General features: G+C 71.0%; 16 protein-coding genes, 3 tRNA genes and 1 CRISPR repeat array. Of the genes, 5 read left to right on the forward strand and 14 right to left on the reverse strand.

The features are described 5' to 3' along the window. Positions 1–36: 36 nt before the first annotated feature. From cas7e to ACX6XY_RS06480, 7 genes are all read right to left on the reverse strand, one after another. The gene (gene cas7e, locus ACX6XY_RS06450) at positions 37–1,191 is read right to left on the reverse strand and encodes a type I-E CRISPR-associated protein Cas7/Cse4/CasC (RefSeq protein WP_460327350.1); all 1,155 of its coding nucleotides are present in this window, start codon (positions 1,189–1,191) and stop codon (positions 37–39) included. A gap of 143 nt (positions 1,192–1,334) precedes the next feature. Beyond that, the gene (gene casB, locus ACX6XY_RS06455; RefSeq protein WP_460327352.1) at positions 1,335–2,033 is read right to left on the reverse strand and encodes a type I-E CRISPR-associated protein Cse2/CasB; all 699 of its coding nucleotides are present in this window, start codon (positions 2,031–2,033) and stop codon (positions 1,335–1,337) included. Positions 2,034–2,115: 82 nt separating this feature from the next. Further along, entirely contained in the window at positions 2,116–3,828 is a 1,713-nt protein-coding gene (gene casA / locus ACX6XY_RS06460; protein WP_460327354.1) for a type I-E CRISPR-associated protein Cse1/CasA, read from the reverse strand. Between the two features lie 233 nt (positions 3,829–4,061). After that, positions 4,062–7,019, reverse strand: coding sequence for a CRISPR-associated helicase Cas3' (gene cas3 / locus ACX6XY_RS06465; RefSeq protein ID WP_460327356.1), 2,958 nt, complete (start codon positions 7,017–7,019; stop codon positions 4,062–4,064). Positions 7,020–7,223: 204 nt separating this feature from the next. Beyond that, a CRISPR array of direct repeats spans positions 7,224–8,290; the repeat unit is 28 nt; unit sequence GTCGCCCCCGCACCCGCGGGGATCGTCC. A gap of 261 nt (positions 8,291–8,551) precedes the next feature. Then, positions 8,552–8,628 (reverse strand) — tRNA-Ile (locus ACX6XY_RS06470). A gap of 165 nt (positions 8,629–8,793) precedes the next feature. Beyond that, positions 8,794–8,866 (reverse strand) — tRNA-Asn (locus ACX6XY_RS06475). 5 nt (positions 8,867–8,871) lie between these two features. Further along, a tRNA-Asn gene (locus ACX6XY_RS06480) sits at positions 8,872–8,944 on the reverse strand. A 160-nt stretch (positions 8,945–9,104) separates the two neighbouring features. Here ACX6XY_RS06480 and ACX6XY_RS06485 point away from each other — a divergent pair. The 4 genes from ACX6XY_RS06485 (at position 9,105) to ACX6XY_RS06500 (ending at position 14,741) form a co-directional block, all read left to right on the forward strand. Next, positions 9,105–9,413: a YtxH domain-containing protein gene (locus tag ACX6XY_RS06485; RefSeq protein WP_460327358.1), complete on the forward strand. Its 309-nt coding sequence runs from the start codon at positions 9,105–9,107 to the stop codon at positions 9,411–9,413. Positions 9,414–9,449: 36 nt separating this feature from the next. After that, entirely contained in the window at positions 9,450–10,883 is a 1,434-nt protein-coding gene (locus ACX6XY_RS06490) for a xylulokinase (RefSeq protein WP_460327359.1), read from the forward strand. A 190-nt stretch (positions 10,884–11,073) separates the two neighbouring features. Next, entirely contained in the window at positions 11,074–12,807 is a 1,734-nt protein-coding gene (locus ACX6XY_RS06495; RefSeq protein WP_460327361.1) for an ABC transporter ATP-binding protein, read from the forward strand. Continuing rightward, positions 12,807–14,741, forward strand: a complete 1,935-nt coding sequence (locus tag ACX6XY_RS06500) for an ABC transporter ATP-binding protein (protein ID WP_460327363.1) — start codon at positions 12,807–12,809, stop codon at positions 14,739–14,741. The genes ACX6XY_RS06495 and ACX6XY_RS06500 overlap by 1 nt, the downstream gene beginning before the upstream one ends. A gap of 12 nt (positions 14,742–14,753) precedes the next feature. Here ACX6XY_RS06500 and ACX6XY_RS06505 read toward each other — a convergent pair whose 3' ends face one another. From ACX6XY_RS06505 to ACX6XY_RS06535, 7 genes are all read right to left on the reverse strand, one after another. After that, the gene (locus ACX6XY_RS06505) at positions 14,754–16,178 is read right to left on the reverse strand and encodes an RNA polymerase sigma factor (RefSeq protein ID WP_460327365.1); all 1,425 of its coding nucleotides are present in this window, start codon (positions 16,176–16,178) and stop codon (positions 14,754–14,756) included. 133 nt (positions 16,179–16,311) lie between these two features. Then, positions 16,312–18,222, reverse strand: coding sequence for a DNA primase (gene dnaG, locus ACX6XY_RS06510; protein WP_460327367.1), 1,911 nt, complete (start codon positions 18,220–18,222; stop codon positions 16,312–16,314). A gap of 112 nt (positions 18,223–18,334) precedes the next feature. Then, on the reverse strand, positions 18,335–19,600 hold the full coding sequence (locus ACX6XY_RS06515) for an NAD(P)/FAD-dependent oxidoreductase (RefSeq protein ID WP_460327369.1): 1,266 nt from the start codon (positions 19,598–19,600) through the stop codon (positions 18,335–18,337). A 256-nt stretch (positions 19,601–19,856) separates the two neighbouring features. Beyond that, positions 19,857–21,191 carry a deoxyguanosinetriphosphate triphosphohydrolase gene (locus tag ACX6XY_RS06520; protein ID WP_460327371.1) on the reverse strand — a complete coding sequence of 445 codons (1,335 nt, stop codon included), beginning with the start codon at positions 21,189–21,191 and terminating at the stop codon, positions 19,857–19,859. A gap of 109 nt (positions 21,192–21,300) precedes the next feature. Then, entirely contained in the window at positions 21,301–21,732 is a 432-nt protein-coding gene (locus tag ACX6XY_RS06525) for a gamma-glutamylcyclotransferase family protein (protein WP_460327373.1), read from the reverse strand. Then, the gene (cutA, locus tag ACX6XY_RS06530) at positions 21,729–22,058 is read right to left on the reverse strand and encodes a divalent-cation tolerance protein CutA (protein WP_460327375.1); all 330 of its coding nucleotides are present in this window, start codon (positions 22,056–22,058) and stop codon (positions 21,729–21,731) included. Before cutA ends, ACX6XY_RS06525 begins: the two co-directional genes overlap by 4 nt. Positions 22,059–22,157: 99 nt before the next feature. Next, a complete protein-coding gene (locus ACX6XY_RS06535) occupies positions 22,158–22,781 on the reverse strand; it encodes an NADPH-dependent FMN reductase (RefSeq protein WP_460327378.1) in 624 nt (207 codons plus the stop codon). A 311-nt stretch (positions 22,782–23,092) separates the two neighbouring features. Between ACX6XY_RS06535 and ACX6XY_RS06540 the strand changes: the two genes are divergently transcribed. Beyond that, entirely contained in the window at positions 23,093–23,608 is a 516-nt protein-coding gene (locus ACX6XY_RS06540; RefSeq protein WP_460327379.1) for a hypothetical protein, read from the forward strand. Positions 23,609–23,694: the final 86 nt, after the last annotated feature.

The raw sequence follows: 23,694 nt of genomic DNA on the forward strand, positions 1-23,694 counted from the left end.
CCGACTGCCGTGCCGGTCGCTGTGCGTTGTGGCCGGTCATCGGGTGGACTTCTCCTTGAGCGTGCTGCTGAGGTGGCCGCGCAGGCCGCTCAGGATCTCGGGGAAGGTGCGGGGGTCGCCGAAGGCCTTCCGCAGGTCTTCCGCCGTTGGTCCGGCTTCGGGGTCGAAGGTGTGGCAGGCGGCCGTGAAGGCGGGGGCGTCGCCCCAGACAGAGGCTGAGCGGTCGTACTCCTGGGCGAGGCGCTGGGCGGAGGCCGCGGCGATGCCCGAGGGAACGGTGACGGGCTCTTCGAACGCGGAGACCAGGTTGACGGGCTGGTCCTCGCGGACGACGACGGCGACGAGGCTGGGCCTGGTGCGATGCGCGAAGGAGTTCTTGTATCCGCTGGGAACGGAGAGCGCGAAGGAGGTGACGAACTCTTCGACGGCCGAGAGCGCGGCGTCGCTGTCGGAGAGGTTCTCCAGGAGCTGGTGCAGGCCGAGGGTGGCGTAGCGGTAGAGGGTGGCGGAGTTGAAGCCGATGGTGCCGATCATTCCGGCGCCGGTCTCCTTGGTTTCCGTGACGCGGTCGTCCACTGCCGTGAAGTAGTCGAACTCCAGGGCCGTTTCGTGGGTCGACAGGGCATGGGCCACCTGTGTGGCGGCATCGACGTTGAGGGCCGGGATGTCGGCGACCATCCGGCCGAAGAGCGCCACGTCCATGGGATGGCCGGTGCGGAACTTCTCCTGCACGGACAGCTTCTTGATCTCCTCCGCCAGATCCTTGTCGTCCAGGGCGGAGAGCTCGGCTGCCCGGTCCGTGACGAGGGCGGCGACGGCGTCGAGCTGACGCCTGCCGAAGAAGAAGAGGTAGGCCGTGTCGCCCTCCTTCTTCCCCGAGGTGATGTCCAGGGGGACGAGGAGCGCCGCGGCCAGCCGGGCGGCGGCTTCCTCGTCGAGATCGGTGCGGTCGGTGATCCGCTCGGTCAGGGACATGAGGACTCGACGGGTCCTCAGGGCCAGGTCCTGCTTCGGAACGCGCTCCTCGAAGTGGAGGCGGGTGGCGCGCTTCCACGCCTGGGAGGAGACACGGGAACGGCGTACTCCGCCGAAGACCGCTTCCTTGGGGTTGCCCTGGTCGTCGCGATTGAGGTTGGCGGGGGGAACGGTCTGCAGGATGTGCAGGTCGATGTAGATGCGCGGCTGCGGCATGGCTGATCTCCGATGTGGTCTGTGCGGGGAATGGCTGGTGCCCGGTGGGCGCGGCGGCGGCTCGTCAGCCGGTGAGTTTCTGAGGCTGGGCGGTGTTCTGCCGTACCGCTCAGTGACGGTTGGGCCATGGGAGGACGGCTGGATCAGTCCGAGCCGTCCGAGGGCCCGTCCGAGGGCCCGTTCGCGGGGGCTTTCTGATCCGGAGCCGGGTGCCAGGCGTAGTAGTCCAGACCCCAGCGACGGCGAACGATCTGTCGGGAGGAGGGCCGGTGCCACCGGTTGATGTCGCGTACCAGACGGGAGTAGTCCAGAGGCTGTCCCACGACGCGAAGCTGCGTCACCAGCCCTCGGAGGCGGTACCGCAACGCGTCAACCGACGTGGTGTTCGCCGCGGCCTCTACCCTCCGGTCCACGGCCTCCTCGCTGAAGCGGCCGCTCCGCCGCAGCCCGAGCAACGCGGTACCGAGGCTGACGCCCGGCTTGTGCATCGGGTGTGACGTGCTCTGCTGGTGGAGACCGTAGAGAGCCAGGGCAGCGTGCTCCGCCTCCAGTTCGACGGTGCTCTTCCCGTCGGTGGGTGTGGCGTAGTAGCGGAACAACGGCAGGACCTCGCCCGCCCGACGGTCGAGACCCGCGCGGAACACGGCCAGGTCTTCCCCTGCCGGCTTCCTCTGCGCATGACTTACGGGGTCGGTCCGCCACTGGCCCTTGTCGTTGACCAACTGTTGCCAGAAATAGGGGCCGTGAGTGCCCGGCTTCTGGGAGCTGCTGCCGCTGGTGGTGGAACCCGGAGCCTTGTTCTCGTCCGGCCCTGGTGCGGATGGTTCGGGTGATGCAGACATGTGGAGTCCTTGGATGCATGAGTGGGCGACGCGGTCGGGAACGGGCCTCGCCCGCCCCGAACGTCAGCCGGGCGTCCGTCCCCTAGGCTTCGGCGGCGCGGCGCGGCAGTACGGCGGTGAGGCGGCTCCGGAAGCCGCGTTCGGCGGTCGCGAGACGGTAGGTGCGCTCCTTGCCGTCTTTCTCCACGGTCCGGCCGGAGAAGGCCCCCGGAGGCGCCTCGGCGAGGAGGCGCCGCGCCACCCGCCATGACTCGCGTGCGGCGCACTGTTCCCAGGCCAGGAGCCCTCTTTCGCACATGTCGAAGTCCTGGTCGACAGCGCTCAGCCCCGCGAGAAGCCGCCGCATGAAGGGGTCCAGGGCATGCAGCAGCGTCTCCCCCGGCCGCTGGCCCTTGTCCCAGGGAATGGGGTCGGTCCCTGCGGCACGGCGTAGATCCGCGGAGAGGGTGTTGACGGCGTTGGCCAGCTGTTCCGCCTGGTCCGCGGCCTCCAGGAGCGCGCCGTAGACGATGCCGTCGGGGTCCAGGGCTACGACGGGGAGCGGGATGGAGTCGGAGTAGATGTCTTCGATCACCGCCGACTGGTTCCCGTAGGCGATCCCGGTGAGTTCCAGCTGTAGCCGGAAGCTCTCGGGAAGGTCCTCGGTCACCTCACGGAGCTGGTCGAGGAGGCGGCTGGTGACGAATCCGGCGCGAGACTCGGTCGCCTCCCGCTCCTCCCGTGCCACGGCCAGGAAGGCCTCCATCCCCCGCCATCCCGCCTTGCCTGGCTGGTGCCGCCGAGGCCGGAAGGGAGGCGGGGCCGCCGCGCGGCTCCCCTGGCGCTTCTGCCGCTTCTGGCGGCCGGTTGGCGTCTCGATGCGCCACGCGGTGTGGGTCTCCTCGTCCGGAACGGCACTGAGCCGGTCTCCGGCCGCCACGATGACCCGCATGACCCGCGTCCCTTCGGGGTTCTCCTCCGGGAAGAGGCGAATACGCCGGGCCTGCCACGTCCACAGATCGAGGAGCCCCTGCGGGCGGCGCTGCTGCCATACAGGGGTGGCGCAGGACAGATCCTTCGCCGGGTCGCCGTCCATGGCACGCCGCCGCCACTGGGGTAGGTCGTCCGGCAAGGGGGTACGCCCAAAGGGGATGTTCAGCCAGATGGTTTCGAAGACCGTGCGGCCCGTGGGCATGATGACGCCCAGCTGTCCCAGAGGCGAGGTGGGATTGCCCGCGGTCTTGCCTTTGGTCGCCTTCGGGTCGCCTGCCACGCCGGTCTTGATGGCGGCGGTGTCCCAGCACTGGGTGTGGAGCAGCCAGCGGGCGGCCTCCGCCGGGGGCAACGGCAGCGGATCGGCCTCTGTCCTCGAAGCGAAGAGAGGCACGTTATTGCCGCTCGCGGCGGTCGCTACGAGCAGCGCCGCCCCCTTCGTCTCGTTCTTCTCGGTGCGCAGGCCCGGCACTTGGGCGAACGGGTCTTCGGGGCGGAACAGATCGAAGCGGTCCCGGTACCGCTCGGCGTAGGCGGACAGTTTCTCCCGCTGTTCAGCCGAGAACCGCCCCGCGCTCATGCTGGCCAGCCACTCGCTTCTGTCGGGCCATCCCAGGGCGTCCACGACGAACGGCAGCAGCAGCTGGCGGTAGATCGCGGGTTTCTGCGTGGGCAGGTCCACGGTGATGTCGCTGAACTCGTGGGCGTTCAGGATCAGTTCCAGGCCGCCCACCACGGGCTGTGCGGCGGCTGCCCCGCCGTTCCCGCTCACCGCCGCCCGCGAGGCCGCGAGCCACGGATGGTCTAAGAGGTTGATCGCCATCAGCTCCTCTAAGTTCTCTTGTCTTGTGAGACTGACACGCAGGGAGCCCGTCCCGCAGGCGAATGCAAGAATTCGGCTCGGCCCCGGAAAGTCTCGTGCGCGAACACGCGACCGGGGATGGCCCGTTCTCGTGTCTCGATCCTCAGAGCTCGGGCATGTCGCCCCCGCGTCCGCGGGGAGGCTGGGCGTGGTCGAGGACGGTGTTCTCGACCACGCCCGACCTGCGGCTGCGGTCAGACTTTCAGCTCCACGACGCCGAGTTCGTCGTCGTAGCGGAGACGGCGGTCCGCCAGGGAGGCAGAGCTCTGCTCGTCCAGCACCAGGGCCGAGCAATAACGCAGCCTGGGGTGCCCGATCCATCCTGGTAGCGGCGGCAGTTCCTCGGCCCCCTTCGTGTACTGGCTGGGCAGCCGCACCGTTCCCGCCAGGACATCGTCAAGCAGATCTTCGGAGACGTCGCCGTTGGCCGTGAGCGCTCTGCCCTTCAGAGTTCGGTAGACGCCTCCCTGATGCCTGACGAGGACGACCTCGGCGCTCTGTTCCCCATCTCGGACCATCAGCTCCAGGCCGGGGTCCTCGCCGCTGGCGCCAGAGGCGTAGTGCAGTCCGGCAAGCGTGCTCGCTCCGATGTCCGCCCGGCTGGTGAGGAGGAAGGGGGATGCCTTGTCGGCCCGTTCCGCCTGTTCGGACTCCCAGGTCTGCCGCGCCTCGTGCTCCGCGTCCCGCCACTTCGGAGGTACCGCCGACTCGTCGTCGCGGTAGCCGGTGGCAACGAGCGCGGGCACCTGGCTCGGGATGGCCCAGCCTTCCCCTGCCTGCGCGGCCTCCCGGACCAACGCGGCGGCCCGAAGCAGCAGGAAGTCCCCGTAGAGGAACACGGAAGCCGGCAGGAATCGGGGCGGAGGGCCGTCAAGAACGGCATCCGCACCATCGTGCAGGGCTCGGGGGGTTGCCTGCGCTTCCTCTGCCGAGGCGAAACCGGTGATAACCACTTGGGGAGAGGCAAGCCGGTCGGGCCTCAGCACGCCGTCGTGCCGGTGGAGACGGCCGATCCTCTGTAGGAGCAGGTCGACAGGGGCGATGTCTGTCACCAACAGGTCAGCGTCCGCGTCGAAGGACTGCTCGGCAAGCTGAGTGGCAACCACGACCAGTCGCGGACGCGCGCGCCGCTCGTGCTGCTCGTACTGCTCGTGCTGCTCGCCCTCCCGCCCTCCCGGTCCGAGAAGGCGCAGGCACGCCTCCGTCCTGTCCGCGCGGTCGCCCACTGCGATACGGCCGTGCAGGAGTCGCACGTCGCCCTCGAACTCCGCGCGCAGTCTCTGGTACAGGCTCTGCGCACGTCCCACCGTGTTACGGATCACCAGGGCGCATCCGCCCTCGGCGAGTTCCGACCGGAGGTAGGCGGTGACGGAAGCGTCGGCGAGGTCCTGCTTTTTCTGTCTCTCCTCGGGTTCGGCGCCCGGCTCGGGTACGGGTTCCGGCAGAAGCCGGACCGCTACGTTCAGATCGTCACGCCAGCTGCGACACTGGGCGCTTGCGATCTGCGGCCGACCGTCGTCCGGTCCCACGGAGGCCGCCGTGACGTGTGGATAGCCAGGCAGGTCCATAGGCACATCAGGCGTGTCACCACCATTGGCATCCGCGCCCATACCCATACCCGCGCCCGCGCCCGCGAGGTACGCATCGACCAGTTCCTTCCGCTGCGCCGGCGGAAGCGTCGCGGACAGCAGCACGACGGGCACACCCGCTTGGCCGAGCCAGCGCAGAGCCTCCTTCAGGAACTGCGACATGTATACGTCCGCGGCATGTACCTCGTCGAGGACCACGACCTTGCCCGCGAGTCCGGCCATCCGCAGCATGACGTGCTTGGACCGGGTGGCCGCGTACAAGAGCTGGTCGATCGTCCCCACGACAAACGGGCACAGCAGTCCGCGCTTGGCCCCGAGGTACCAAGTCGCCGGGCCGCTCGCGCCCAGGTGCACATGGCGGGGCGTGCTGTCCCCCACGGCACCGGGCGAGTGATAGGGGTCATCCGCCAGGCAGTCGCCGTATTCGTCGACACCACCGAACCATTCGTCGACGCCGCCCTCACCGTCGAGGAGTTTCTTCCACTCCTTGTTGAACATGCGCTTCCCATGGAGCAACGCCACCTGGGAGGCCAGTTCGGTGTCGAGCGCCCCGACCCACCGCCGCGTCTGGGTGAACATGGGATCGCACGTGGCCTGGGTCGGCATCCCTACGAAGACCCCATCGGCACCGAAACGAGCGGCCAGGATCTCCGCGGCCAGCAGAGCCGCCTTCGTCTTGCCCTCACCCATCGGCGCCTCTACCACGAGCAGTCCCGGAGCCTCCATGCCACGCGCAGCCTCGAGCACCATCGACTGCGACGCGCGGGGCTCATGCCCGAAACGCTCGGAGAACGCCGTCGGCCCAGGCTCCGCAAGACGCCCCCACCCACCCCGGAGGCCCAACGCCTTCCAGGCGCGCGCGGCTCGACCACGAGCGGCCGCGAGTCCGACCTTCCCCAGCTCATCGACGCCCGTGAAGTGCCGCTCATCGCTGGCGATCCAGTCCGCCATCACGATCAGGCCGCTGAGGTGCAGCTGCGCGGCCCTAGTCGGCACCCGTGTGGGAGCGGTCTCCCTGGCTCCGGAGAAGCCCAGCTCTTCGCTGAGGCGTGCCGTGAGGGCTTGGCGCGCCTCAGCCCATTTCGCGTCGCCTTCCAACTGCTTGCGCCCCTTTGGCGACGGGCGCAGACTCCCCGCGGTCGGGACTCTCCCGTGATGGCCAGCCACCAGCGGCCACACCCAGTCCACTTGCTCGTCCGGCCAGCCAGCGTCTCGGAGCAGGCCACGCAGCACGAAGCCCCCAGCACGATCGTGCCGCCACTTCACGTTCGTGATCGCAGCCTCGGACCACGTGAGACCAGCAGCCCGAACCTCCGCCGCGCCGAGTGGCCAAAGGCGCTGAAAAGCGGGCGTGGCCTTACCGATGTCGTGAACCCCGCAGAGCCACGCGAAGAACGCCCTCCCCCTGCCCGGTCCACCCGCGGCCTCGTCCAGGAGACGCCGCGTGGACGGCGCCAGAAAGCCGTCCCACATGCACTCGGCAACCGCAGCCGTATCCAGCATATGAGACAGAAGCAGATTCTTCTTCCCCCCGGCCTTCTCCGCCGACTTGCCCCAGAGCACCCCTAACCACCGGAGCACACAGCTCTCTTGACCCACCTCGTCACCACCGTCGGCACTAGGATTCCCATGAGCAGCCCACCATAGAGACACCCACTGACAACGACGCCCCCCAACGCCCCACAGGAGTACGCCATCCCACCCCCACCCCAATTCCAACCGATGAAAATCGCCACCCCAGCGCCCTAACACCGCAGGTCAACAAGCGTCGCCCCCGCACCCGCGGGGATCGTCCCGGACCGCAGTCTTCAGCCACATCGCCTCCTCGGTCGCCCCCGCACCCGCGGGGATCGTCCGCCGCCGTCGTCTCGTTCATCCGCAGCGCGGACGTCGCCCCCGCACCCGCGGGGATCGTCCCCCGCTCTATGGCCGTCGACGGACGAAGGACACGTCGCCCCCGCACCCGCGGGGATCGTCCGGCTGGAGTGATCTGATGAACGAGTTCGAGAGGAGTCGCCCCCGCACCCGCGGGGATCGTCCCGCCTGCGCCCTAGCGGCAGAAGGGACTTACACGTCGCCCCCGCACCCGCGGGGATCGTCCGCTGTCACCACTCCGCGTCAGCGAGACATCCTGGTCGCCCCCGCACCCGCGGGGATCGTCCGGACGCACTCGCCCCCAACGACCCATTGCCGCTGTCGCCCCCGCACCCGCGGGGATCGTCCGGCGCGCGAACTGCATCCGACTGGGACTGACCAGGTCGCCCCCGCACCCGCGGGGATCGTCCTGGCCGCAGAACGGTACGCGTGGCAGGAGCGCGGTCGCCCCCGCACCCGCGGGGATCGTCCCGCGGGGAAATCCCATTGCAGAGCTCTACAAGCGTCGCCCCCGCACCCGCGGGGATCGTCCGTCCGGGTCGTCGATGCCGGAGCCGATCACCTTGTCGCCCCCGCACCCGCGGGGATCGTCCTTCCACTACTCCCTCAAGGGTTCCGAACAGGAAGTCGCCCCCGCACCCGCGGGGATCGTCCGGCGGGGCAGACCGGCCTTGAGGCGTTCCTGGGGTCGCCCCCGCACCCGCGGGGATCGTCCGGGCGGTGGCGGAGCCGAGGAGCGCGCCGTGACGTCGCCCCCGCACCCGCGGGGATCGTCCGAGACAGCTGAGGTAGTTGATCAACCTCAGGTAGTCGCCCCCGCACCCGCGGGGATCGTCCGGGGCGTCAGACTCCGCCGCCGTACGTTTGAGAGTCGCCCCCGCACCCGCGGGGATCGTCCGGTGCAGCCCTTGCCGTGGGCGGGGTGGAGCAGGTCGCCCCCGCACCTGCGGGGATCGTCTCTCGCGACGCACTCACCGTGCTCGCCACATGGGAGAACTACGGGCGGAAGGACCCGCTACCGCGCTGAGCAGCTCTGACGGCTGCCGCTCGGTCCTCGGCCGCGTACCGCGGGTCGGTCAGGGCGTGAGTCGCTTCGCGCGCGTGGGGCGTACCGGCGCTCGCACGTACGTCTGGTCCCGGACCGGCCCGGCCCCCGCCCGGTCGAAGCCGAGCGAAGTGCCGGAGCCTGAAGGTAGAACGTTTCTGCAACAAGAAACCGATGGTGGGGCGGGTGGGACTCGAACCCACGGCCGACGGATTATGAGTCCGCTGCTCTAACCGGCTGAGCTACCGCCCCTTAGCGGCGTGTCGCGCACATGTGTGCGCGCCGTCTGCCGCAGCATAGCCGCTCATACGATCTCTCGCGTCGGATGGTCGGCTCTGCACGACCATGAGGACCGCGCTGACGCCCGCGCGGTTCCCTCAGGCATGAAAAAGGACCCCTGAGGGGTCCTTTTCGCAGCTCTCCCGACTGGACTCGAACCAGTAACCTGCCGGTTAACAGCCGGCTGCTCTGCCAATTGAGCTACAGGAGACCGAGCTCCCCCGACTGGACTCGAACCAGTAACCTGCCGGTTAACAGCCGGCTGCTCTGCCAATTGAGCTACAGGGGAACGCCTCGTTGCAGCAAGCTCACCTACCTGGGGCTTCCCAGGCGGCGTGCGCTCGCTGCGACACATACATTAGCGCAAGCAGGGGGGTGCTCCGCCAATCGGTTCCGGCGGGCGGCGCGGCAAGGAGCGAACGACCGGACGGAAGGGAAGGGTGGCAGCCATGCGGTACAAGCTCGCGTTCGTCGCCGGACTGGCCATCGGATACGTCGTCGGGACCCGAGCGGGGCGGGAGCGCTACGAGCAGCTGCGCAAGTCCGCCCGCGAGCTCGCGCAGAACCCGGCGGTGCGGAACGCGGCGGAGTCCGCGGCCCAAGGCGGACGCCAGTTCGCGGGCAAGGCGTTCTCGTCGGTGAGCGACAGGGTCGGGGACCGGATGCCCGACTCGGTCGCCGAGCGGGTGCGCACGCTGCGTGAGAAGACCCGGCGGGAGCAAGGCGAGGAGGACGACTGGGGGACGAGTAACACCTGAGGCGGGCGGCGCCCTGGCGTAGGGCAGACTCTTCGCATGGGGATAGTCGCCGGTCTGGACAGCTCGTCCGACTTCACACGCATCATCGTCTGCGACACCGACACCGGTGCCGTACTGAAGCAGGGCTACGCGCCGCATCCGCTCGAAGGGCGTCCGTCGGACGTCGATCCGCAGGCCTGGCTGCGCTCGCTGGGCGAGGCCGCCAGCGGGGGGCTGCTCGAGGGCGTGCAGGCCATCGGGGTCTCGGCGCAGCAGAACGCGGTCGTGCCGCTGGACGCGCGGAGCGATGCCGTGCGTCCCGCGATGGCCGGGAGTGACAAGCGGGCTCAGGTCGCCGCGGCGGAGCTGGTCGACGCGCTGGGCGGGCGGCAGGCCTGGGCCGAGGCCGTGGGCTGCGTACCGCAGGCGGCGCAGCCGGTGGCCAAGCTGCGGTGGCTGGCGCGGGCCGAGCCGGACGCGGCCCAGCGCACCGCCGCGCTGCTGCAGGCGCACGACTGGCTGGTGTGGCAGTTGCTGGGCCGTCCGGCGCGGCAGACCGCCGACCGCGGGGGCGCGTCCGGCACCGGCTACTGGTCGGCGACGACCGGCGCGTACCGTCCCGATCTGGTGGAGCTGGCGCTCGGGCAGCAGGCGGCGCTGCCCGATGTGCTCGGTCCGGCCGAGGCCGCCGGGACCACCCCGGAGGGGCTGCTGATCTCGGCGGGTACCGGCGAGACGATGGCCGCGGCCTTCGGGCTCGGCATCGGCGCGGGTGACGCGGTCGTCTCGCTCGGTGCGTCGGGTTCGGTGATGGCGGTGCACCACGAGGCGCTGCCCGACCCCAGCGGGATGATCACCTCGCTGGCGGACGCGACCGGGATGCAGCTGCCGGTGGTGCACACGCTGAACGCCGTACGGGCGCTGCGCGGCGCCGCCGACCTGCTGGGCACCGATCTTGAGGGGCTGTCCGCGCTGGCGCTGAAGTCGACGCCCGGCTCGCACGGCCTGGTGCTGCTGCCGTATCTGGAGGGCGAGCGCACCCCGCGGCTGCCGCACACCGCGGGCACCCTGAGCGGGCTGCGGCGTGAGTCGATGAAGCCGGAGCATCTGGCGCGGGCGGCGTTCGAGGGCATGCTCTGCTCGCTCGCGGACGCGCTGGACGTGCTGCGCGGGCGCGGCGTCGAGGTGCGCCGGGTGTTCCTGCTCGGCGCGGCGGCGGAGCTGCCCGCGGTGCGGGCCGCGGCACCGATGCTGTTCGGCGCGCCCGTCGTCGTACCGCAGCCCGCCGACTACGCGGCGATCGGCGCGGCGCGGCAGGCGGCCTGGGCGCTCGGCGTCTCGCAGGGGGCGCTGGCTCCGCATGTTCCGCCTGTCTGGCAGGGGGCGGCGGGGCAGGTCTTCGAGCCGGGTGACGAGCTGGCGGTGGGGCAGGCGGTGCGGCAGCAGTACGTGGCGGTGCGGGAGCAGGCCCATCCAGGGGCTTTCAGCTGAGCCTGGCAGTAGGGCGGTCGGGGGTCCCGGCCGCCCGCCGGGACCCCGGCCTCACGGGGACCCCGGCCTCGCGGGAATCCCTGTGTTGCCGGGACCCCGGCCTTGCGGGATCCCGGTATTTCGTTGGGTTCGGGTCGGCGCGTGTCGCAGGATGGGAGAGACCGGCTCCGGCGACTGCGATAGGTAGCGCGTGCTCATACGACTTCTGCGGACCCACCTCGCTCCGTACCAGAAGGCCATCGGGTTACTGGTGCTCCTGCAGTTCCTGCAGACGTGCGCCACGCTGTATCTGCCCACTCTGAACGCCGCGATCATCGACAACGGCGTGGTGAAGGGCGACACCGGCTACATCCTCGGCTTCGGCGCGGTGATGATCGCGGTGACGGTCGTCCAGGTGGTCTGCAGCATCGGCGCCGTCTTCTACGGCGCGCGGACCGCCGCGGCCCTGGGCCGGGACGTACGGGCCGCGGTCTTCGACCGGGTGCAGTCGTTCTCCGCGCGGGAGGTCGGCCACTTCGGGGCGCCCACGCTGATCACCCGGTCGACCAATGACGTCCAGCAGGTGCAGATGCTGGTGCTGATGGCGTTCACGCTGATGGTGTCGGCGCCGATCATGTGCGTGGGCGGCATCGTCATGGCGCTCAGTCTGGATGTGCGGCTGTCCTCGGTGCTGGTCGCGGTGGTGCCGCTGCTCGGCATCTCGGTGAGCCTGATCGTGCGTCGGCTGCGGCCGCTGTTCCGTCTGATGCAGGAGCGCCTGGACACGGTGAACCGGGTGCTGCGGGAGCAGATCACCGGCAACCGCGTGATCCGTGCCTTCGTCCGCGACGCGTACGAGAAGGAGCGCTTCAAGGGCGCCAACAGCGAGCTGACCGAGGTGTCGCTGGGGAGCGGGCGGCTGCTCGCGCTGATGTTCCCGATCGTCATGACGGTGGTCAACATCTCCTCGATCGCGGTGGTCTGGTTCGGCGCGCACCGGATCGACGGCGGGGGGATGGAGATCGGGGCGCTGACCGCGTTCCTGGCCTATCTGATGCAGATCGTGATGTCCGTGATGATGGCCACCTTCATGTTCATGATGGTGCCGCGCGCCGAGGTCTGCGCCGAGCGCATCGTGGAGGTCCTGGACACGTCGTCGAGTGTGGTCCCGCCGAGTGAGCCGGTACGGGAGCTGCGGCGGCGCGGTCAGCTGGAGATCCGGGGGGCCGGGTTCTGTTATCCGGGCGCCGAGGAGCCGGTGCTCACGGGCGTCGACGTGGTGGCCGGGCCCGGTGAGACGACCGCGGTGATCGGCTCCACCGGAAGCGGGAAGTCCACGCTGCTGCACCTGGTGCCGCGGCTGATCGACGCGACGTCGGGGCAGGTGCTGGTGAACGGCGTGGACGTGCGTGAGCTCGATCCGGTGACGCTGGCGCGGACGGTGGGTCTGGTGCCGCAGAAGCCGTATCTGTTCTCCGGCACGGTGGCGAGCAATCTGCGCTACGGCAATCCGGACGCCACCGACGCGGAGCTGCTGGGCGCGCTGGAGGTGGCGCAGGCCCTGGAGTTCGTGGAGCGGCTCGACGGCGGTCTGGACGCGCCGGTCTCGCAGGGCGGTACGAACGTGTCGGGCGGCCAGCGGCAGCGGCTGGCGATCGCCCGGACGCTGGTGCAGCGGCCCGAGATCTATCTGTTCGACGACTCGTTCTCGGCGCTGGACTACGCGACGGACGCGGCGCTGCGGGCCGCCCTGGCGCGCGAGACCGCCCAGGCGACGGTGGTGATCGTGGCCCAGCGGATCTCCACCATCCGGGACGCCGACCGGATCGTGGTCCTGGACGAGGGCCGGGTGGTCGGCAGCGGACGCCATCACGAGCTGATGGACGGCAACGAGACCTATCGGGAGATCGTCCTCTCTCAGCTGACGGAAGCGGAGGCTGCCTGATGTCCAGCCCGATGGCGGCGCGGATGGCGGCCGGCGGCGGCCCCGACCAGCGCTCGATCGACTTCAAGGGCTCCGGGAAGCGGCTGCTCGCGCAGTTCGGCCCCGAGCGTCTCACCGTGTACGCGATGCTGCTGGCCGGAGTGCTCAGCGTCGCGTTCTCGGTGGTCGGGCCGATGCTCCTGGGCCGGGCGACCGACCTGGTGTTCGCCGGGATCGTCGGGCGTGACATGCCGGGCGACGCCTCCCGGCAGGAGGTCATCGACCAGACGCGCGAGGGCGGCGACGGCGGCGTCGCCGACATGCTGTCCGGGATGGACTTCACTCCGGGGCAGGGCATCGACTTCGGCGCGGTGGGCCGGGTGCTCGGCCTGGCGGTCGGGGTGTTCCTGGTGGCCGGGCTGTTGATGGCGGTCGCGACGCGGCTGTCCAACCGGGCGATCAACCGCACGGTGTTCCGGCTGCGCGAGGACGTCCAGGCGAAGCTGTCGCGGCTGCCGCTGTCGTACTTCGACCGGCGGCAGCGCGGCGAGGTGCTCAGCCGGGCCACCAACGACATCGACAACATCGGCCAGAACCTTCAGCAGACCCTGGGCCAGCTGGTGAACTCGCTGCTGACGATCATCGGCGTGCTGGTGATGATGTTCTGGATCTCGCCGCTGCTGGCCCTGGTGGCGCTGGTGACGGTGCCGCTGTCGTACATGGTCGCCACTCGGGTCGGCAAGCGCTCGCAGCCGCACTTCGTACAGCAGTGGAAGTCCACCGGCGAGCTGAACGCGCACATCGAGGAGATGTACACCGGGCACGCCCTGGTGAAGGTGTTCGGGCGGCAGGAGGAGTCGGCGAAGGCCTTCGCCGAGCAGAACGAGGCGCTGTACCAGGCCGGTTTCCGGGCGCAGTTCAACAGCGGGATGATGCAGCCGCTGATGTTCTTCGTCTCGAACCTGAACTATGTGCTGGTGGCCGTGGTGGGCGGACTGCGGGTCGCGTCCGGTTCGCTGACCATCGGCGACGTCCAGGCCTTCATCCAGTACTCGCGGCAGTTCTCGATGCCGCTGACGCAGGTCGCGTCGATGGCGAACCTGGTGCAGTCCGGCGTGGCGTCCGCCGAGCGGGTCTTCGAGATCCTGGACGCGGAGGAGCAGGACGCGGACCCGGTGCCGGGGGCGCGTCCTACGGCGGCCCTGGGCAGGGTCGCGCTGGAGCGGGTGGCCTTCCGGTACGAGCCGGACAAGCCGCTGATCGAGGATCTGTCGCTGGCCGTCGAGCCCGGCCACACGGTCGCGATCGTCGGCCCGACCGGGGCGGGCAAGACCACTCTGGTGAATCTGCTGATGCGGTTCTACGACGTCACGGGCGGCCGGATCCGGCTGGACGACGTGGACATCTCCGCCATGTCGCGGGACGAGCTGCGGTCCCGGATCGGGATGGTGCTCCAGGACACCTGGCTGTTCGGCGGCACGATCGCGGAGAACATCGCGTACGGGGCGGAGGGGGCCTCGCGCGCGGACGTCGAGGAGGCCGCGCGGGCCGCGCACGCGGACCGGTTCATCCGTACGCTGCCGGACGGCTACGACACCGTGATCGACGACGAGGGCACGGGGGTCAGCGCCGGGGAGAAGCAGTTGATCACGATCGCGCGGGCGTTTCTGTCCGACCCGGTGATCCTGGTCCTGGACGAGGCGACCAGCTCGGTCGACACCCGCACCGAGGTCCTCATTCAGAAGGCCATGGCCCGGCTGTCGCACGGCCGTACGTCGTTCGTGATCGCCCACCGGCTCTCCACGATCCGGGACGCGGACACGATCCTGGTCATGGAGGACGGCGCGATCGTGGAACAGGGCACCCACGAGACCCTCCTTGAGGCGGGCGGCGCGTACGCCCGCCTGTACAAGGCGCAGTTCGCGGAGGCGGCGGTCGATGTCGATGTCGACTAGTCCAGGTAGCCGCTAGTCCAGGTAGCCGCGGAGTTGGTCGGCGAACGCGTGGTCGCGGAGTTTGTTCAGGGTCTTGGACTCGATCTGACGGATGCGTTCGCGGGTGACGCCGAAGATCCGGCCGATCTCCTCCAGGGTGCGCGGGCGGCCGTCCGCCAGGCCGTAGCGGAGCTGGACGACCTTGCGTTCGCGTTCGCCGAGGGTGGAGAGGACCGCTTCCAGGTGCTCGCGCAGCAGGAGGAAGGCGGCGGACTCCACGGGGGACGCGGCGTCGCCGTCCTCGATGAGGTCGCCGAGTGCGACGTCGTCCTCCTCGCCGACGGGCGCGTGCAGCGAGACGGGTTCCTGGGCGAGCCTGAGCACCTCGCTGACCCGCTCCTGTGACAGGTCGAGGTGACCGGCGACCTCGTCGGGGGTGGGTTCGTAGCCGCGCTCCTGGAGCATGCGGCGCTGGACCCGGACCACGCGGTTGATCAGTTCGACGACGTGGACCGGGACGCGGATGGTGCGGGCCTGGTCGGCGAGCGCGCGGGACATGGCCTGCCGGATCCACCAGGTGGCGTACGTCGAGAACTTGTAGCCGCGGGCGTAGTCGAACTTCTCCACTGCTCTGATCAGGCCGAGGTTGCCCTCCTGGACCAGGTCGAGCATGGTCAGCCCGCGGCCCACGTAGCGTTTGGCGACCGAGACGACCAAGCGCAGGTTGGCCTCGATCAGACGGCGCTTGGCCATCCGGCCCATGACCACGAGCCGGTCGAGGTCGAGGGCGAGCTGGGAGTCGGGGTCGGAGGTGCCCTCGAGCCTGGCGAGCTTCTCCTCGGCGAAGAGACCGGCCTCTACGCGGCGGGCGAGCTCGACCTCTTCGGCGGCGGTGAGCAGCGGGATCCTGCCGATCTCGCGCAGGTACTGGCGGAACAGGTCGGAGGACGGCCCGGAGGTGTCGGGGCGAGTGCGGCGTCCGGGCTGTTCCGGCGCGTCGGGCAGGTCGGCGGGCTCGGATGCGTCGGATGCGTCGGGTCCTTCGGGCGCGTCGGGCGGCGTCGCGCGGGCCGGGTCGATCTCGGGGTGGTGGACGGCCCGGCTCTGCGGGGGTACGGCGGTGATCACATCCGCGCCGACGCCCTGGGCGTCAGCGGTCGCGACGGCGGAGGCAGCGGCGGCGGACGCGGACGCGGAAGTGGTCGCGTTCGCGGTCTCGGCGGCGGGTTCGTCGCCGGGCTTGAGCAGCGTGCGAGTGCTCGTCTGCGGTGGGGTCTGGATCTGGGTCTGGGTCTGCACGGGGGCGACCTCCAGGGTGATCGCTGCCGGTTCGGGGGCGTGCGGCAGCGGAACGGGGAAAGCGGCCGCGCCGCCGTCCGTCCCGTCATCGATGAGCGGATTCGCGGGGGTGTCGGGTCCACACTCGGTGGGCCGGCCGCGCTCCGAGGACTCAGGCACCGCCCCCAGTGTGGGGTACGACACATCTCCGCCACGAGGGGCGTGCGGTGACTTTTTGAGTCCAGGCCGTTACCGCCCGGTTATCCGCGCGCGAAACCCCACCATCGGGTGATCCGGGGGCGTACGACGGCGCTCAGAGCGCCGCGGCGCCCCGCACCTGGAGTGCCTGCCGGTACTGCTGGAGCACCCACAACTCGTTCTGTACGGCGGCCAGTTGTCCGGGGTCGGCGCTCGCGCCGAGCCGGGCGAGAGCGCCGTGCAGATCCTGGACCCGGCGGTCGACCGCGCGCAGCCGGACCTTCACCAGCTGCTCCCCCGCGTACGCCTCGTCGGCCTTCTTGTGCAGGAGCGCCTCGACGGCCAGCTCGGTGACCATCGCGCGCACGGTGTCGTCGGGGGCGACCTCGCGGACCTGGGCGAGATAGCCGGGGGCGTCCTGGACGCCCTGCTCGGCGCCGCCCGCCTGCTCGATGGCCTGGCGTACGGCGGCGTACGGCGGCGCGGTGAATTCGTCGACGCCGTACGCGTCGAAGGCCGGGGAGACCAGGTCCGGGCGCTGGAGGGCGAGCTTGAGCAGCTCGCGCTCGGTGCGGTGGGCGGGGCTGCGCAGGTTGAGCGCGGGGCCGCCGGGGGCCGGCTGCGGCCGCGGGGCCTCGGTGTACGCGGGCCGCGGTCCGCGGGACGCCGTCTGGGCGGGGCCGCGGCCGCCGCGGTCGCGGGCCCAGCGGGCCAGCTGGCCGACCCGCTTGACCACGAACTGGGTGTCCAGGATGCCGAGCATCCCGGCGAGCTGGACGGCGGACTCGTGCTGGATGGCGACGTTCTTGATGTGGGCGACGATCGGCGCGGCCTCGTCGAGCGCGGCGGCCCGCCCGGCCGGGGTGTCCAGGTTGTGGCGCTTGACGACCTGCCGGATGGCGAACTCGAAGAGCGGGGTACGGGACTCGACCAGGTCGCTCACCGCGCCGTCGCCCTCGGCGAGGCGCAGGTCGCAGGGGTCCATCCCGCCCGGAGTGATCGCGATGGAGGTCTCGGCGGCGAACTTCTGGTCGTCCTCGAAGGCGCGCAGGGCGGCCTTCTGACCGGCCGCGTCGCCGTCGAAGGTGAAGATCACCTCGGCCGTCGCGTGGTCCATGAGGAGGCGGCGCAGGATCTTGATGTGGTCGCCGCCGAAGGCCGTGCCGCAGGTGGCGATGGCGGTGGTGACCCCGGCGAGGTGGCAGGCCATGACGTCCGTGTAGCCCTCGACGACCACGGCGCGGCTGGTCCTGGCGATCTCCTTCTTGGCCAGGTCGATGCCGTACAGGACCTGGGATTTCTTGTAGATCGCGGTCTCGGGGGTGTTGAGGTACTTCGGGCCGTTGTCGTCCTCGCGGAGCTTGCGCGCGCCGAAGCCGACGACCTCGCCCGCGATGTCCCGGATCGGCCACATGAGACGGCCGCGGAAGCGGTCGATCGGGCCGCGTCGGCCTTCCTGGGAGAGCCCGGAGAGCACCAGCTCCTTGTCGGTGAAGCCCTTGCCGCGCAGGAAGCGGGTGAGGTGGTCCCAGCCCGCCGGGCTGTAGCCGACCCCGAAGTGCGCGGCGGCGGCCTGGTCGAAGCCGCGTTCGGCCAGGAACTTCCGGCCGATCTCGGCTTCGGGGCTCTCCAGCTGGTCGATGTAGAACCGCGCGGCGATCTTGTGGGCCTCGACCAGGCGGATGCGCTCGCCGCGCTGGTGGGCGGGGTTGTATCCGCCCTCCTCGTAGCGCAGCGTGATGCCCGCGGTGGCGGCGAGGCGCTCGACCGTCTCCGAGAAGGAGAGGTGGTCGATCTTCATCACGAAGGCGATCGTGTCGCCGCCTTCCTGGCAGCCGAAGCAGTGGAAGAGACCCTTGCTCGGGCTGACCTGGAAGGAGGGGGACTTCTCGTCGTGGAAGGGGCACAGGCCCTTGAGGTTGCCGCCGCCGGCGTTGCGCAGCTGGAGGTACTCGGACACCACGGCGTCGATCGGGACCGCGTCCCGTACCGCCTTCACGTCCTCGTCGTTGATCCTGCCAGCCACGCGGCCAGTCTACGGCCGCCCCCGACACCCCTTTCTCCCCCACCCCTGTCGAGCAACCATCAATTGAGCGACCACAACGGCGACCAACCAGGTCCGCGAGAGCGGCGGCGGTTCAGCCGCAAAGAAGAGAGGTCAGGGGGACTGTGGGGTCGGCCAGCTGCTCGGGGGCCGGGCGGGCGCCGGTGCGGATGAGTTGCTGGATGGGGGCTGTGACGTCCCACACGTTGACGTTCATCCCGGCCAGCACCCTGCCGTCGGCCAGCCAGAAGGCGATGAACTCGCGCTTTCCGGCGTCGCCGCGGATGAGCACCTGGTCGTACGCGCCCGGCGGCGCCCAGCCGGAGAACTCGAGGCCCACGTCGTACTGGTCGGAGAAGAAGTACGGGACGCGGTCGTAGGTCACCTCCTGGCCGAGCATGGCACGGGCCGCGGCGGGGCCGCTGTTCAGCGCGTTGGCCCAGTGCTCGACGCGGAGCCGGTGGTCGTAGAGCGGGTGCCGGGCGGCCGCCACGTCGCCCGCCGCGTAGATGTCCGGGTCGCTGGTCCTGAGTGAGGCGTCGACCGCGACGCCGCCGCCGTGCGCCCGGTCGGCCAGGGTCAGGCCCGCGGCTTCGGCGAGTGCGGTGCGGGGGGCGGCGCCGATCGCGGCGAGTACGTCGTGCGCGGGGTGCTCGTCGCCGTCGTCCGTGCGGGCGGCCAGCACCATGCCGTCCTGGCCGGTGATCTCGGTGAGCCTGGCGCCGAAGTGGAAGCGGACGCCGTGGTCCCGGTGCAGGTCGGCGAAGAGACGGCCCACCTCGGGCCCGACGACCGCGTGCAGCGGGGTCGGCTCCGGCTCGACCACGGTGACCTCGGCGCCGTACTCACGGGCCGCGGCGGCGACCTCCAGGCCGATCCAGCCCGCGCCCGCGATGACCAGGTGGCCGTTGTCCCGGCCGAGCGAGGCCAGCACGCCGCGCAGCCGCTCGGCGTGCGCGAGGCGGCGCAGGTGGTGCACCCCGGCCAGTTCGGTGCCGGGGATGTCCAGGCGGCGGGGTTCGGCGCCGGTGGCGAGCAGCAGCTTGTCGTAGCGGACCGCGGTGCCGTCGCCGAGGCGTACCGCCTTAGCATCGCGGTCGATGGCGACGGCGGGCTGGCCGAGGTGCAGTTCGACGTCCGCGCGCGCGTACCAGCCCGCTTCGTGGACGAAGACGCTGTCGCGCTCCTCCTTGCCGAGGAGGTAGCCCTTGGACAGGGGCGGGCGTTCGTAGGGGTGGTCTCGTTCGTCGCAGATCAGTATCACGCGGCCGGTGAATCCTTCCGCGCGCAGGGTTTCGGCCGCCTTCGCCCCGGCGAGTCCGCCTCCGACGATGACGAATGTCTGGTCCGCGTCGACCACTTGGTGCCTCCTTACGCCTTGCCGCACCGCGTCGGCGGACGCGTCCGCGTCGCCTTGGCGCTGTACGGCCCTGCCGCCCTGCCAGCCACTTGCCCTTGTGAGCGTCCCGCACACCGGCTGCCGCGGGAAGAGGCAGGATCTGTTCCTGACTCGATCACATCATGGGGCACTGACAGCGCGGGCACGGGTTCTCGCGGCCTCGGGGGCGCGTCTTCGCGCGGGCTCAGAGCGCGGGCGGGGGTGCGCGGACAGGCTCTCAGGGGCGCGGTCCGGTCAGCCGGGCGTGCAGGGAGCGCGCCGACGCGTCGGTGAGCGCGGCGATCTGATCGACGATCACCCGCTTGCGGGCCTGGTCGTCGGGCGCGTCGGCGAACAGGGCGCGGAACTGCGGGTCCAGGCCGTGCGGGGCGCGCGCGGTGAGCGCCGCGGCCAGTTCGGCGATGATGACGCGCTGGTCGGCGCGGAGCCGTTCCTGTTCGTCGCGCTGCATGACGTAGCGGTCGGCGACGGCCTTGAGTACGGCGCATTCCTGGCGGGTCTCGCGCGGGACGACGAGTTCGGCGGCGTAACGGGTGAGGCGTCCGGTGCCGTAGGCGGCGCGGGTGGCGGCCTCGGCGGCCAGGCAGAAGCGGCCGATCAGCTGGCTGGTGGCGTCCTTGAGGCGGGCCTGGGCGACGGCGGAACCGTCGTAGCCGTGCGGCCACCACTCCTGGTCCAGGAGGCGGTCCAGGGCCTCGGCGAGTTCGGCGGGGTCGGTGTCGTCGGGCACGTACCGCCCGATGGCGACGGCGAAGACGGCCTGGCGCTCGGTCTCGGCGTGCAGGCAGTTGGGGTCGAGGTGGCCCGCGTGCAGTCCGTCCTCGACGTCGTGCACGGAGTACGCCACATCGTCGGACCAGTCCATGACCTGGGCCTCGAAGCAGGTGCGCCCCGTGGGGGCGTCCGCGCGGACCCAGCCGAAGACCGGCAGGTCGTCCTCGTAGACGCCGAACTTGGCTGATTTCGGGTCGGTGGGGTGGCCGCCGCGCGGCCAGGGGTACTTGGTCGCGGCGTCCAGGGCGGCGCGGGTGAGGTTGAGTCCGACGCTGGCCGGTTCGCCGGTCTCCGGGGAGCGGACGAAGCGTTTGGGCTCGATCCGGGTGAGCAGGCGCAGTGACTGGGCGTTGCCCTCGAAGCCGCCGCAGTCCTCGGCGAACTCGTTGAGCGCCTGTTCGCCGTTGTGTCCGAACGGGGGGTGGCCCATGTCGTGGGAGAGGCAGGAGGCCTCCACCAGGTCCGGGTCGCAGCCGAGTGCCGCGCCCAGCTCGCGGCCGACTTGGGCGCACTCCAGGGAGTGGGTCAGCCGGGTGCGGGGGCTGGCGTCCCAGGCGAGGCTGCTGGCACCGGGCGTGACCACCTGGGTCTTGCCCGCCAGGCGGCGCAGCGCGGCGGAGTGCAGCACGCGGGCACGGTCACGCTGGAAGGCGGTGCGGCCCGGTCGCTTGTCGGGCTCGGGCGCCCAGCGCTCGACGGCCGCGGCGTCGTAGGCCGTGGCGTCGTAGGCCGTGGCGTGCGGGGGGTTGGTGTCGGTGGTGTCGTGCGTACCTGCCATGCACTGACACTAGACGGGGCGGGGTCGGGTCGGGCGAGGGCGGGGCGTTGTCAGACCCGTCACTTAACGTAGTGGGCGCAGTCGGGTGTGGCGATGCCGGGCGGCGGTGTCAGTCGCTGGGGCGGCGGGCGAGCCAGTCGCCGCCCCGGACGCGGGTTCCCGTGGTCCGCAGGGTGCGGGCCACCGGGGCGGGGGCGACATAGACCCAGGCCCGGACCGGCTCCCCGTCGGACACTCGGGTGACGTCCCTGGCGACCCGTTCGTAGAGGTTGCCGGGAGCGCCGGGGGCGTAGTCCTCCAGGCGGTCGAGGGACCGCAGGAGGGCGGGGTAGGACGCGGGCCGCACGGTGAGCAGCTCGCCGTGCACCACGGCGCCGCTGCCGGGTTCCTCGACGGCGTACGGGTAGCCGGGGCCCTCGTACAGCACGGTGTCCGGGAGCCGTCCCGGTTCGGCGGACGCCAGTCGGCCGCGCAGGAGCGGCTCGTGGTTGCGGGCGCCGGGGCGCAGGGTGCCGTAGACGAAGAAGGGGAGCCGCGTCACCGCGCGGTCTCCTGGACCACCCAGTCCAGGTAGGCCGCGCTGCCGCGCAGGACGGGGGTGGCGATGATCTCCGGGGTGTCGTAGTCGTGGGCCTCGGTGATCCACTCCTCCAGCTCGGGGTAGCGCTCCGCGGTCGTCTTGAGCAGCACCTGCCACTCTTCGTCGGTCTCGATGCCGCCGTTCCAGCGGTAGACGGAGGTGACGGGACCCGAGATCTGGGCGCAGGCGGCGAGCCGCGCGTCCACCGCCCCGCGGGCGATGGCCTCCGCCTTCTCCGCGGCGTCTGTCGTCGTGAGCACCGTCAGCACGGTGAACGCTGTCTGCACAGCCAGTCCTCTCAGCCGGTCGTCGTCCCGCGGCCGCCCGGCCGGGGTCCACCGTCGATTGTGAGGGACCCCGGCCGACAGCGGTCCGGCGGACAGGGGCTAGGCCCCGTAGGGGCGGACCGCCTTCGCGTCGCGGAGGGCGCGGGCCCACCAGTCGAGCTGGTCCAGCATCGTCTTGGCGGCCGCGTCGGCTCCGGCCGGGTCCCGGTGCCTGCCGTCGGCGTCGAAGTGCGCGCCCGCGTTGTGGAAGGAGACCGTGTCCCGGACGGTGACCGAGTGCAGCTCGGCGAAGACCTGCCGCAGCTGCTCCACCGCGCGCAGCCCGCCGGAGATTCCGCCGTAGGAGACGAAGGCGACCGGCTTGGCCTGCCACTCGCCGCGGTGCCAGTCGATGAGGTTCTTCAGCGCGGCCGGGAAGGAGTGGTTGTACTCGGGGGTGAGGACGACGAAGGCGTCGGCGGCGGCGAGCTTCGGCGTGATCTCGCCGAGCGCGGACCGTGCCTGCGGTGAGCGCGCGAAGGAGGTGGGCAGTTCGGCCTCGGCCGGGTCGATCAGGTCCACGTGGAAGTCGGCGCGTTCCCGGATCCGGGAGAGGAGCCAGTCGGCGATGACCGGGCCGAATCGGCCTTCGCGGTTGGACCCGAGGATCACGGCCACCCGCAGCGGGGCGGCGGCGTCGGTGTGGGCAGGGGCAACGGTGGGGTGTTCGGCAACTGTTGTCATGACTGGAGACTCACACCTCGACTTTGGTTGAGGTCAAGCGTCGAGTGCTCCCGATTTCCCCGGCCGACGCCGCGAGCCGCCGGTCACCCGTTCACAGCCGTGCCCGCCGCTCTTCGGCTTCTTTCCGTCAACGCGCCGATGACCTGCTGCGACGTCCCCTGGGGTGGGTCAGAAACCGCTCGCTGAGCGGCTTTCTGACGTCGTATCGACAGGCGCGGTCCGGCGATGCCCGGTTACCTCGGTGACAAGGGCGCGACCGAGTCAGCGGCACTGGGGGTGTCGCGGGCCTCGCCCTGACGGAGGGATCACCCATGGGCACCGCCACCCGCCTGCTGACCGGTACCGTGCTCGCCGCCGCCTCGGGCCTGCTGGCGGCCGCCCCCGCGCTGGCGGCGGACCCGGCCGCCCTGGAGATCTTTCCGTCCAGTACGACGCCCGGCACCGAGGTGACGGCGAACACCACCGCCTGCGGCTCGGGCGGCACGGCGGCGGGCGACGCGAGCGCGGTCGGCGCGGGCGCGTTCAAGCTCGCGCCCAGCACTCACCGGGAGGACGCGGTCGGGCAGTTCAAGGTCCCGAGCTCGGCGTCCCCCGGCACGTACTTGATCCGCGCGAAGTGCGCCAGCGGCCGGGAGGTGTCGGGCGATCTGGTGGTCACCCTCACCGCCAGGGAACAGGTGGCCCCGAAGGGGCATGTGAAGACAGGGGTCGGCGGCGCCCTCGGCCCCGACCCGCTGAAGACCGCGGCGGGCGTGGCGGCACTGGCCGTCGCCGCCGCGGGCGGTACCTGGCTCCTGCATCGCCGCGCGAGAGGCGACGGGATCTGACCGGACATCCTCCGCTGTCCACCGGTACCGCCTCCCCCGCCCCCTTCGAGCCCGCAGCCGCACACGGCCCGAAGGGGGACGGGGCA

Source organism: Streptomyces sp. O3 (assembly GCF_054788135.1).

What these genes read in the sequence shown, in the direction of transcription:
- ACX6XY_RS06535 (WP_460327378.1), bottom strand. Translation starts at nt 22,781, where the DNA reads ATGACAACAGTTGCCGAACACCCCACCGTTGCCCCTGCCCACACCGAC.
- ACX6XY_RS06485 (WP_460327358.1), top strand. Translation starts at nt 9,105, where the DNA reads ATGCGGTACAAGCTCGCGTTCGTCGCCGGACTGGCCATCGGATACGTC.
- ACX6XY_RS06540 (WP_460327379.1), top strand. Translation starts at nt 23,093, where the DNA reads ATGGGCACCGCCACCCGCCTGCTGACCGGTACCGTGCTCGCCGCCGCC.
- casB (WP_460327352.1), bottom strand. Translation starts at nt 2,033, where the DNA reads ATGTCTGCATCACCCGAACCATCCGCACCAGGGCCGGACGAGAACAAG.
- ACX6XY_RS06500 (WP_460327363.1), top strand. Translation starts at nt 12,807, where the DNA reads ATGTCCAGCCCGATGGCGGCGCGGATGGCGGCCGGCGGCGGCCCCGAC.
- cas7e (WP_460327350.1), bottom strand. Translation starts at nt 1,191, where the DNA reads ATGCCGCAGCCGCGCATCTACATCGACCTGCACATCCTGCAGACCGTT.
- ACX6XY_RS06490 (WP_460327359.1), top strand. Translation starts at nt 9,450, where the DNA reads ATGGGGATAGTCGCCGGTCTGGACAGCTCGTCCGACTTCACACGCATC.
- casA (WP_460327354.1), bottom strand. Translation starts at nt 3,828, where the DNA reads ATGGCGATCAACCTCTTAGACCATCCGTGGCTCGCGGCCTCGCGGGCG.
- ACX6XY_RS06520 (WP_460327371.1), bottom strand. Translation starts at nt 21,191, where the DNA reads ATGGCAGGTACGCACGACACCACCGACACCAACCCCCCGCACGCCACG.